Annotated in this window: 10 protein-coding genes; 6 read left to right on the top strand and 4 right to left on the bottom strand. The window is 69.4% G+C overall.

The window, feature by feature from the left end:
- The first annotated feature begins 143 nt into the window (after positions 1-143).
- Positions 144-317, top strand: coding sequence for a hypothetical protein (locus ACT3CF_RS07405; protein ID WP_478421607.1), 174 nt, complete (start codon positions 144-146; stop codon positions 315-317).
- Positions 318-327: 10 nt separating this feature from the next.
- The gene (gene infA / locus ACT3CF_RS07400; RefSeq protein WP_478421606.1) at positions 328-588 is read left to right on the top strand and encodes a translation initiation factor IF-1; all 261 of its coding nucleotides are present in this window, start codon (positions 328-330) and stop codon (positions 586-588) included.
- 134 nt (positions 589-722) lie between these two features.
- On the opposite strand, the gene ACT3CF_RS07395 is transcribed toward infA, so the two are convergent.
- From ACT3CF_RS07395 to ACT3CF_RS07385, 3 genes are all read right to left on the bottom strand, one after another.
- Entirely contained in the window at positions 723-3185 is a 2463-nt protein-coding gene (locus ACT3CF_RS07395; RefSeq protein ID WP_478421605.1) for a TonB-dependent receptor, read from the bottom strand.
- A gap of 205 nt (positions 3186-3390) precedes the next feature.
- Positions 3391-4260 (bottom strand): hypothetical protein, encoded by an 870-nt coding sequence (locus ACT3CF_RS07390; RefSeq protein ID WP_478421604.1) that lies wholly within the window; start codon positions 4258-4260, stop codon positions 3391-3393.
- Positions 4261-4357: 97 nt separating this feature from the next.
- Complete coding sequence (locus ACT3CF_RS07385; protein WP_478421603.1) at positions 4358-5326, bottom strand: Tle-like phospholipase domain-containing protein; 969 nt, start codon at positions 5324-5326, stop codon at positions 4358-4360.
- Between the two features lie 193 nt (positions 5327-5519).
- Here ACT3CF_RS07385 and ACT3CF_RS07380 point away from each other — a divergent pair, with 193 nt between their 5' ends.
- The 4 genes from ACT3CF_RS07380 (at position 5520) to ACT3CF_RS07365 (ending at position 10426) form a co-directional block, all read left to right on the top strand.
- On the top strand, positions 5520-6407 hold the full coding sequence (locus ACT3CF_RS07380) for a DUF1521 domain-containing protein (RefSeq protein WP_478421602.1): 888 nt from the start codon (positions 5520-5522) through the stop codon (positions 6405-6407).
- 215 nt (positions 6408-6622) lie between these two features.
- Positions 6623-7060: a hypothetical protein gene (locus tag ACT3CF_RS07375; protein WP_478421601.1), complete on the top strand. Its 438-nt coding sequence runs from the start codon at positions 6623-6625 to the stop codon at positions 7058-7060.
- Positions 7061-7160: 100 nt separating this feature from the next.
- Positions 7161-9263, top strand: a complete 2103-nt coding sequence (locus ACT3CF_RS07370) for a TonB-dependent receptor (RefSeq protein ID WP_478421600.1) — start codon at positions 7161-7163, stop codon at positions 9261-9263.
- 659 nt (positions 9264-9922) lie between these two features.
- Positions 9923-10426, top strand: coding sequence for a hypothetical protein (locus tag ACT3CF_RS07365; RefSeq protein WP_478421599.1), 504 nt, complete (start codon positions 9923-9925; stop codon positions 10424-10426).
- Between the two features lie 16 nt (positions 10427-10442).
- Here the strand turns inward: ACT3CF_RS07365 and ACT3CF_RS07360 are convergent, their stop codons facing one another.
- Positions 10443-11438: a bile acid:sodium symporter family protein gene (locus ACT3CF_RS07360; protein ID WP_478421598.1), complete on the bottom strand. Its 996-nt coding sequence runs from the start codon at positions 11436-11438 to the stop codon at positions 10443-10445.
- Between the last annotated feature and the right edge of the window lie 41 nt (positions 11439-11479).

The raw sequence follows: 11479 nt of genomic DNA, 5'->3' as shown, positions 1-11479 counted from the left end.
ACAGGGCGCGGCAACAGGGCTTTGCGGGGTTACGTTACCGACGTCGCATCCCTATATCGGGGCTATCGCGGGCAAGACGTTTCGTAGGCGCCCGCGGCTGAGAGACAGATGCGCTCCCGCTTACATTCGGCCGGAGCTGTCCCATGGATCTCGACTATCTTCTGTCGCGCCATCAGATCTCGCTGATCCGCGCCGACGCCGCCAAGTGCAGCGCGTCGCGACATGCGCACCGTGCGCTGGCGCGCGGCTATGCCGAGCGCATCCGTGCGGCGCAGGCGCTGCTCGGCGCCGGTTCGTTTTCGCTCGCGGCTGCCTGAGGAACCGGGATTGGCCAAGGAAGATCTGCTGACGCTCGACGGGCTGGTCGAGGAGGTGCTTCCCGACGGGCGCTTCCGGGTCGCGTTGGAGAACGGCCACCGCGTCATCGTCTATACCGCGGGCAAGATGCGCAAATACCGCATCCGGACGCTGGTGGGCGACCGCGTGCAGGTGGAGATGTCGCCCTATGACCTGGACAAGGGGCGGCTCGTCTATCGCGAGCGCGTCGCAAGCGCCGGCTTCAATCCGCGCAGAGGAAACCGCCGGTGAGCGCATCGGGCGGCTTTGCCCGGCGCCGCGCGCGGTGCGAACCGGCATAGGCGACAAGGCCGGGAACGCGCCGGTCCCGGCGTTGACCGGCCGCACATGCGGGACGCGCGGCCGGTCGGGTCGGGTATCCGCGCCTACATCTTCAACCGGGCGGTGACGCCGAAGGTGCGGGGGTTGCCGGGATAGCCCTGAACCACGCCGGTCGACTTGGTGTAGCCGAGCAGGTTGATGAAATAGGCCTTGTCGAACAGGTTCTCGACCCAGAATTGCAGGTCGAGCCGGTCCTTCATCAGCAGCGTGCCGACGCGCAGCCCGGCGAGGGCATAGGGGCGGATTTCCGCCGCCGGGTCGAGCGTGATCGTCGTGTTCTGCTTGCTGCGCCAGTTGACGTCGAACAGGCCGTAGAGCTTCACGTCGTCGGTGACGGCGGCGGTATAGTCCGCGGTGAAGTCGGCGGTCCATTCGGGCGCCCAGGCGACCTGGCGACCGGTGAGGTCGCAGGTGAGCGTCGTCGCCTGGCCCGGGCAGACCGAGTTGTGGAACGACGAATAGGTCGCCTTGTCATAGGCGACGAAGCCCTTGGTGTGGAAACCCGGGAACAGCCAGGTCTGCGCCTCGACCTCGACCCCCTTCGACGTGAGCGAGCCGACATTGGCGAGGAACTTGAGCGCGGTGTTGCCGACGCCGACCGCCTGGTTCGCCTGATAGCCGCGCACCAATGTGTGGAACGCGGTGACGTTGAGCAGCACGCGGTGATCGAGGAACTCGCTCTTGATCCCGATTTCGAAATTGTCGGCCTTTTCGCCGTCGACGGTCTGCTTGGCGCCGAGCGCGATCGCCGAGGCAACGCCGCTGTCGGGATTGCTGTCGTTATAGGGCAGCAGGTTGAAGCCCGCCGATTTGTTGCCGCGCGCATATTTGGCGTAGACGAAGATGTCGGTCGCGGGCTTGTAGCTGACGCCGACCTCGCCCGAGAGCGCGCTGTCGGTCAGATGCGTGTCGACATGGCCGAGCTGGGCATTGGCGCCGCTGGGCGACAGCGCGTTGAGCTGCGCCGCGCTGAGCCCGCCGGGATTGGCGGCGACGCGGCCGTCGTAAAGCTGCGAGCGGCGTTCCCAGGTCTGGCGCAGGCCGATGTCGAACGCGAGCCGGCGCGCGGCGTCGGGATGCCAGGTGACGTTGCCGAACAGCGCCTCGGTATCGGTTTCGAACACCGCCTGGCTGTCGAAGCCCGCGCCGGTGAGCGCGGCGGCATAGGCCCCCTGCGCCCAGGTTTTGCCGTTGATCGCGGGGAAGCGCGTCGCCGAGGGGTTGGCCGCCCAGATGTGATACTGGCTGCCGAAACGGACGCGCGAGTCGACCTGGAGCCGCTGACGGCTGAGGAAGCCGCCGACGGTCGCCTCGACCGGACGATCGCGCGCGCTGGCCCAGCGCAGTTCCTGCGAGAACTGGCGTTCCTTGTTGCACGAGCCATAGTCCGAAATCGCGTCGAGCTGGGTATAGTCGTTGTCGTTGTTGGTGAAGCACGACCAGTTTTCATAGGCGGTGATCGCGGTGAGATCGCCCGCGCTGCCCAGCCCCCAGTCGAGATGCCCGCTGACCGAATCGAAGGTGGTGCGCGCGTTGAGCGGGCTGTTGATGTTGACCTGACGATCGCGCGCGTTGCTGGTGGTGAGCGTATAGCCCGCCGCGGCCATCCGCGCCTGAAGCGCGGCGGGGTTGTAGACCGACAGGATCACCGGCGACATCGTCGGGAACTGCTGGTGCCCGTGCGTGCCGATCAGCCGGACCGAAAGATTGTCGGCAGGCGTCGCGAGCAACTGCGCGCGCACGCCCCAGCCCTGACGCCCGTTCTGGGCCTGGCCGTTGAACAGGTTGGGATAGGTGCCGTCGCGATCGCTGTAGAAGGCGGAGATGCGCGCGGCGAGCTTGTCGGCGACGATCGGGCCGGTGATCCCGGCCTTGAACTCGTGGAAGCCGAAATTGCCGACGCTCGCTTCGGCACTGGCGCCGAAATCGAAGCTGGGCTTGAGCGTGTTGATGATGACCGCGCCGGCGGTGGTGTTCTTGCCGAACAGCGTTCCCTGCGGGCCGCGGAGCAGCTCGACATCGGCGATGTCGTTGAAATCGTTCGAGACCATCCCCTGACGGCCGGTATAGACGCCGTCGACGAACACGCCCACCGACCCGTCGATGCCGTCGGTGTTGAAGCCGTTGTTGCCGATGCCGCGGATGCCGAGATTGAGCTGTTTCGGATTGGTCAGATAGACCGAGAAGGCCGGAAACTTGTTCTGGAAGTTGGTGAAGTTGACGAGGTTCTGGCGCGTCAGCTCGGCGCCGCCGATGACGGTGACGGGGATCGGCACCTGCTGGACGTTTTCGGCGCGCTTGCGTGCGACCACGACGATCTCGCCGGGCGCGTCGGCGGTGGCAGTGGCGGTGGCGGCCTGCTGATCGGCGGCGGCGGGATCGCTCGCGGGCACCGGATCGGCTGCCGGCGCGGCAAGCGCGGCGCTGGCGATCGACAGAAGGCTTGCAGTAAAGAACAGCCGGCACCCGCCCATGAACAGCGGATGCGCCGAATAAGTCGTGCGCATGACAATATTCCCCCGAATATGCACGCCTTTTGCGACCCGTTCGCCCGTGAAGGGCGTCGAGATTATCTGGCAATATTGAATTGATACTGCCGTTACGCTGGCGGTAGGGCGCGCCTAGGCCGGGTTTGTGTAACTAATGTGACCATAGCACGAGGAATGTTGCAGCGCGGTGCGTGCGTGCGTGCGGGTGGGCGTGCGGCTGGGCTCAGTGCGTCGTCGCGGCGGCGGCGCGGAGGCGGTCGCGGAGCGCGGGGGCGATGTGCAGCCCGGCCTGTGCCTGGGCCGGTGTCGGCCACTCCCCGGCGGCGATGCGGGCGCGGATCGTCGCCCGGTCGGGAAGCGGCCAGCCGAGCGGCCCGCGTTCGGCGCGCGCGCGGAGCCGATCGCGCGCGGCACGCTGTTCGGCGTCGTTGAAGATCAGCGCGGGTTCGGCAAGCAGGTGCGCGGCGGTGCTGCCGTCCTCGGCGACGCCGAACAACGTGCCGCCATGTTCGACGAGCAGTTCGGCGATCACCGCCTGCTCGGCATCGAGCGCGAGCCGGACGCGGTCGACGCCGAAACGGTCGGTCCAGCGCGGATCGGCGCCGTGGCGCAGCAAGGTCATCACCGCGCCGAGATTGGAGAAGGCGATCGCGCTGCGCATCGGATCCTCGCCGCCGGGCAATGCCTGCGGATCGGGCGACGCACCGGCGCCGAGCAACTGTTCGGCCAGCGCCGGCGTGTCGGCGAGCACCGCGAGCGACAGCGCGCCGCCGGGACGAACGCCGTTGGCGGACATTCCCGCCCCCAGCAGCATCGCGATCGCGTCGCCGTCGCACCGCGCGACGGCAAAGGTGAGAAGGTCGCCATATTGCCCCGCGGGCTGTTGCGGCATCCGCGGGTCGGGGCGAACGGCGGTGTCGATCAGCCGCGGATCGTGGCGCAGCATCGCGCGGGCATCGTCGAGCCGTCCGTCGAGAATCGCCTCGGCGAGCGCCTGGCCGGCGGCGCCGTGCGTGAGATTGGTGAGCACCCGGTTGCGATCGGGCAGCACGACCGAAGGGCGCCTGGTAAAGCACGAAGGTTCGCGGGCCATGCATCCCCCGGTTGGCGCCAGCGCCAGCAACGTCGCGGTCGCGAGGCACAGGCGCATCGTCATCGGCCGCCGGTGTACCGGGCGGCGGGCGCGCGCGTCAATTGGCGCCAAGGCTGCTCAGCACCCAGTCCATGCCGTGGCGCGCGACCGGATTGTCCTGATACCAGTGCGTTCCCTGGGGGCGCACCGCGTCGAGCCCGATCCGCGTGCCATAGGCTTCGGGCGCATCGGCGAGAATACCGCCGACGAGCCCGCCCAGCAGCGCGCCGACGACGCGGTCGCCGCCGTCCTGAAGCGCCGACAGCACCTCGCCGCGGACATAGAAGGCGGCGATCGCGGGTTCGGGCGCGCCGCCATTGGCCGACCGGATCGCTTCGGCCTGGCGGATCGTCGCATCGCTGAGCCCGGCGGCGTTGAACGTGGTCGCGCTGCGCCCGCTGGCCAGCGCCGCGGCCGAGGCGAGCCCGCCGCCGAGCGAGTGGCCGGTGATCGTCACATCGGCTTCCGGATGACGGCCGATCGCACGGGCGATCATCAGCGCGCGCGAATACTGGTCGGACGGCAGCCCGAGCGCCTGCTGGGCATTGGCTTTCCAGTCGCTGGCGTCGGTCGAGCCGCGAAAGCTGACGACGAACCGGGTGCCCTGAGCGGTGTCGCGGACATAGACGTGGGCGCGGAACGCGCTTTCGGGCGACGACAGGTTTGCCGGATCGAGCCCGATGCGCGCCAGGTCGGCGTCGCCCGCGACGCGATAGCCCGGCGGCGGCGCGGGGATGTCGTGATAGACGTCGGCCGCCATCAGCGCGAGTTCGTGCGTCGAGGGCGCGGCAGCACCGGCACCGGCAGCGGCAGCGGGCGTGGCCGGTGCCGCGGCGGTCGCGCCGTCGATCCGCGTCGGCTCGACGCGCGGCGGTGCGACCTGTGCAGGCTGGGGCTGCGCCCAGGCGAGCAGCTCGCGCGCGGGAACATCGCGGAGCGCGGCGATCGGCGGATGCCCGGCGCGCTGCGCAAGCGGGCCGATCGGGTTGATGCTGTCGGGGCGCTGGATGGCGGGGGAGATACTCATCGGCGTCTCGCTTGTGGCCCGGTCGGACGGGGGATTGGTCGACGGCGGGATGCCATGGCCGCGCGCGCCCGTCGCTAGACGATTCGTTTAGATGGCCTCATCGATCCGTCGAGTGTGGCGCCCCCGCGCCTGTGCGACGCCAAGGCATGGAATGGCCGCTTCCGGCCAGCGCAACGCGAGGAGGAACAGGGGCATGACGATGGTTTCGGGCAATGCAGCGGCGTCTTTCGGCGCGCAATTCGCCGCGAGCGCCGAACTGCTGGGCAACAGCGCGCAGTTGATGGGCGCCGCGGGCATCATGGCGAGCGCGATGCAGCCGTTGAACGCCGGTCCGCTGGCGCTGGCGGCGCTGCCGGCCGCGTATCTGATCCAGATGGGCAAGCTGGCGGCGGGCGCGCTGCCGAGCCAGATCCAGCCGGTCGCCGCCTTTACCGCGCAGGTGACGGGACAGCACACTGCCAAGGTCGACCTGGGCGACGGATACCGGCTCGAGATCGACGAGCGCAGCAGCGAGATGACGATTTTCAACGACAAGACCGGCCAGCGCACGCGCGTGTGGGGCGACCCGCATGTCGACGTGAACGGCAAGCGCCAGTTCGATTTCTATGGCACCACCACCTTCGAGCTCGACAACGGCACCAAGCTGACGATCAAAACCGAGGCGGCGAAGGGCAATCCCAATGTTTATTACGCCGCGCAGGTGGTGGTGACGCGCGGCGACAACGCGGTGGTGATCGACGGGCTGAGCCAGAACGAGCTGGGTGACCTGTCGGTGAGCGTGTCGACCAACGGCGCGGTGCTCGACGCCGTGCATCGCGACGGCTTCACCGTCCATGAAAGCGCCGCGGGGTGGCGGACCGAGCTCGATCAGGTGGTGACGCAGAAGGAAGCCGACATCACCCGCCCCGGCGCGCTGTACGGCCCGGGCAGCGACGCGCCGAGCCTGGCCGAGGCGGGGCAGGCGATCGGCAGCTTCCTGTTCTTCGGCGCGGTGCTGGGCGTCGCGGTCGATGCCGCCAGCCGGTCGGCGGCGCGCGAAGTGGCGGGCGCGGCGCTGCTCCGCCATCTGCTCGTCGGCTGACCTTCGCCATCCGGAGGGGCGTGCGCGCCCCGCTCGGCCCGTTCGCCATCTCCCGGGCGAACGGGCCGCTTCTTTGCGGGCACGGCGGCCGTTGGCGGCCCCATCATCGCGCTTGATTTGTGTGACATTGTCACATAGCTCCGAGGCCGAGCGCCAGGTCCGGCGCGGGTGACGAGGGCATGACGCGCAACCGCCGAACCAACGCAGCACGGGCGATGCCGGCGCCGAAGGGCGCGGGCGGGCGCGGTGCGTGGGCGATGCGGCGGCTGCGGGTCGGGCAATGGGCGGCGCTGCTGCTCGCGCTGCTCGCCTTTTCGTCGCAGAGCTTCGTCGTCCAGACGCATGTGCATGGCGAGACGCGCACGCTCGCGCCGGCGCCCGCTATGGGCGGCAGTGCCGCCGCCCATAGCGGGCGCGGCGATGCGGGCGGCGCGCGGATCGCCGGGGCCGAGGCCCCGGTCGACAGGCCCGACGAATGCCCGTTGTGCCGCGAACTCGTCGCGGCGGGCGATTATCTGGCGGCGGCACCGGCGAGCTTTACGCCGCCGCCGCCCGCCGCGCGCTGGTTTGCCGCGGTTGACCCGCTGGTCGCGGCGCTGCGCCAGCGATCGCACATCTGGCGCAGTCGCGCGCCGCCGATCCTCCAGCCCTGAACGATCGCAAGCGCATGGCGCGGGGCCGCGGCCCCGTGCGCCATGCCGTGGCCGGGCGCGTCCGACGCCCCGGCACCCAAGTTCCTGGAGTTCCGAAACGATGCGTAAACTGCTTTGCACCGGCGCGGCGCTGACCGCGCTGACGGCCGCCTTGACCCCCTCACTGATCGCCGCACCGGCCCGCGCGGCCGATGCCCCCGCCGTCCCCGGTCCCGCGGCCGCGAGCGGCCCCGGCACGGCTGCGGCGGCGCCCGCCGATGCCCCCGCCGATACCCCCGCCGATACCGATGACGGCCCCGACGGCGCGAGGAACCGCGAGATCGTCGTCACCGGATCGCCGCTGGGTTCGGACACGGCGACGATCGTCGCGACCGTCCGCCGCGACCAGATCCTGACGGCGGGCGGCGGCAATGTCGCCGACGCGCTCGCCGAGGTGCCGGGCATCGCGGGGACGGGCTTTGCCTCGGGCGCGAGCCGGCCGATCATCCGCGGCATGGACGCGACGCGCGTGCGGATGCTGGAGGACGGCAGCAGCGCGTCCGACGTTTCCGATATCGGCCCCGACCACGGCGTGCCGATCGACCCGCTCTCGGCGCAGCGGATCGAGGTGGTGCGCGGCGCGGCGACGCTGCGTTACGGCAGCCAGGCGATCGGCGGGGTCGTCAACGTGCTCAACAACCGCGTGCCGACCGACCTGCCGACCAAGCCGCTGACCGGCGAGTGGAGCGGCAGCTATGGCACCAACGCCGACACCTGGCAGACCGCCGGGCTGATCGACGCGCGCAGCGGCGACGTGGCGCTCCACGCCGACGGCTTTTATCGCCATGCGGACGATTACGACACGCCGCTGGGACGGCAGGGCAATTCGTTCCTGCGCGGCTGGGGCGGATCGCTGGGCGGCAGCTATTTCTTCGGCGCGGACAAGGACAGCCATGTCGGCGCGGCGGTGATCCATTATGACAGCCAGTACGGCATCCCCGCCGACACCGCCTATATCGACATGCACCAGACCAAGGTGATCGGCCGATCGTCGTTCGCGCTGGGCGACGGCGTGCTCCGGTCGCTCGACGTCGACGCGAGTTATGGCGATTACCAGCACCAGGAGAAGAACCCCGACGGATCGGTCAACACGACGTTCCGGAACAAGGAGTTCGACAGCCATGCCGAGCTGTTGTTCGGCCGCGTCGGCTTTCTGGACAAGACGGCGCTGGGCGTCCAGGTGAGCCATCGCGACTTTTCGGCGATCGGCGAGGACAGCGCCTATCTGGCACCCGCGACGTCGCAGAGCGAGGCCGCCTATCTGTTCACCGAAGTGCCGGTCGGCGCGCTTCATCTGCAGGCGAGCGGGCGCGTCGAGACGGTGCATATCGAGGGCACGCCCGCGTCCGGACTGTTCACCCGGCGCGATTTTACCCCGGTGAGCGGCGCGGTCGGCGCGCTGTTCGACGCGGCACCGGGCGTGAAGCTGGGCGTCACCTTTTCGAGCACGGGCCGCGCGCCGGCGATCACCGAACTGTTCGCGCGCGGCGGGCACGACGGACCGCAGACGTTCGAGACCGGCGACCCCCGGCTGAAGATCGAGCGCGCCAATTCGCTGGAGGGAACGGTGCGCGTCGAGACGGGGCGCTTCCGCTTTGCGGGCAGCGTCTATGGCACCTGGTTCCACAACTATATCTACGGCAATCTCACCGGGCGGACATGCGACGACGACGGCGTGTGCGCGCCGGGCGATGCGGGCGATTTGAAGGAGCTGATCTATGGTCAGCAGGGCGCGCGGTTCTGGGGCGTCGAGGGCGAGGCGCATTATCGCGTGATCCGGACCGCGGCGGGCGGGCTGGAGGCGCGCGTGCTGGGCGACTATACCCGCGCCAAGCTCGACGACGGCGACAATGTGCCGCGGATCCCGCCCTATCGGATCGGCGGCGGGCTGTCGTGGACGAGCGAGCGCGTCGATGCGGGGTTCCTGCTGATGCATGTGGGGCGGCAGGACAAGTTCGGCGTCTTCGACACCGCGACCGCGGGATATGACGCGCTGAGCGCGCAGGCGGCGGTGCGGCCGTTCAAGACGCATCCCGGGCTGGAGCTGGCGGTGGTCGGCCAGAACCTGACCGACGCCGTGATCCGCAATGCGTCGGCGTTCAACAAGGACGATGTCGTGATGCCGGGCCGCACCGTCCGCTTCATGCTGCGCGCAGCGTTCTGACGGAAGGCGCCGCCGCGGGGCCGAGCCGCGGCGGCGCGCCGATCCCGGCGTGGAGCCGGTGATCGCGCGCGACCCGATTGAGGCCTGCCGCGGCGGGCGGTGATGCGGTGCATCGCGCTGGGCCGAAACCGTGTTCGCGCTGATGCCGGCATGGGCGTTGGTATTCGTCGTGTCGTTCTCCTGCGCGGGACGGATCTTGCGGCGTCGCGAAGCGGCCGACGCGTGAAAGCCCGCGCTGGTCTGGCCCGGCGGCACGGCCGTGCTCGGCGGGGAGGCTGTCGCGGATGGTGCATCCCTCGCCGACGGAGCACCGCTCCGGCGAACGCGGCTGACCGATCGTTCGGGCGCACAATATTCCGGATCGGCGTGGGAAGGGGGGCGGATTGTCATTCGCGGCGTCCAAAGTCGACGGATCACGGGTACTGCCACAATGACAGTTTGCCGAAAGTCGAAAACCTTTCGTTGGTGAGCAGTGTTTGGGGCTTGGTTCTTGTCTTGCTGCTGGGGTGGGGTTGGCGGTTGGTTTTGGTGTCGGGGCTTGGTGGTTCGCTTCAGGCAAACTGTCATTACGACAGGTTTGTAGGATTTGGGGCGCTTGCAATCTGCGGCCGGGCTGGCCAAGGAATCCTACACGAGCAGCGCAGCGGAGATCGGCAGCCATGGCGAAATCGGCGACCAATGTGGGGCAGATCCTCGACCGGCTTTCTGAGGTGTCGGCGCGCCCGCGCTATGCCTTTGCGGTGCTCAACCTGCTCGCCGAACAGGCCGGGCCGGGCGCGCGTGTCGGGCCGTTCGTGCAGGACGAGGGCGAGGTGCTGCCGCTGCGCGCCTGGGTCGGCAAGCGGTTGTCGCGGCTTTCGGGGCGGAGCCGGCGGCGCAAGGCGCTGGAGGCGCGCGTACGTGAGGCGCTGGCGGACGAACTGCCCGACGACCTGATCGAGGCGCAGCGCATCGTCGATGCCGCGGTCGAGGCGCATGTCCGTGCGACGGGCGCCGACAATTTCAGCCGCGTGGTCACCGAGCTTGAACGCGCGGGCTATCTCTCGCGCTTTTACGAGGGGTATCGCACCAACCACACCAATCGCGGCGGGCTGCGCAACCTGGTGTGCGTGCTCGATGCCGATGTGTCCGCGGCGCTCCGGCGGCGCGACGTGCTCGTCTGACGCAGCGGGGGCGGGTTCAATAACCCTGCGTGTCGATCGCTTCGGCGCGATTGGCGGCGGCGCCCATGCGGCGCGCGATCACCGCGCAGGCGATGAGCTGGATCTGGTGGAACAGCATCAGCGGCAGGACGATACTGCCGATCTGCGCCACCGGAAACAGCACGCCCGCGATCGGCACGCCCGAGGCGAGGCTTTTCTTCGACCCGCAGAAGAGCAGCACCACCGCATCCTCGCGCGCGAAGCCGAGCCGGCCGGCGAGCCAGTGGGTAAAGCCCAGTACCAGTCCGAGCAGCGCACAGCAGAGCAGCACGATCCAGCCGAGCGTGCCGAGGCTGACCTGATGCCACAGCCCCTCGACCACCGCGGCGCCGAACGCCGTGTAGACGACGAGCAGGATCGAACCCCGGTCGACCAGCCCGAGCAGACGGCGGTGACGGCCGACAAAGCCGCCGATCCACGGGCGCAGCAGGTGTCCCGCCGTGAAGGGCAGCAGCAACTGAAGCGCGATGCTTTCGACCGAATCGAGCGAGAGCCCGGCGCCGGCCGACCCGTGCGTCATCAGCAGCGCGACGAGCAGCGGCGTGATGACGATCCCGATCAGGTTGGAGAAGGACGCACTGCACACCGCCGCCGCGACATTGCCGCGCGCGATCGCGGTGAAGGCGATCGACGACTGCACCGTCGAGGGCAGCAGCGTCAGGAACAGCATCCCCGCCGCGAGCGCGGGGGGCAGCACGGGGATCGCGCCGACCGCGAGCCCGAGCAGCGGAAAGACGATGAAGGTGGTCGCGAACACCGCAAGATGCAGCCGCCACGCCCGCGCGCCGGTGACGATCGCCTCACGCGACAGCTTGGCGCCGTGCAGGAAGAACAGCAGCACGATCGCGGCGTCGGTGATCCCTTCGAACACCGGCACGGCCGCGCCGCGCGCCGGAACGAACGACGCGACGAGCACCGTGCCGAGCAGCGCGAGGACGAAGGGTTCGAAGATCGCAAGAAAGGAACGAAGCACGCGCGGGCACCTCAAGGCAGCAGGGGTGGGGCGCGCCAGCC

The organism is Sphingomonas chlorellae (assembly GCF_056485145.1).
Note: the sequence above shows the minus strand (reverse complement) of the source record. Positions and strands in the feature narration are given on the sequence as shown.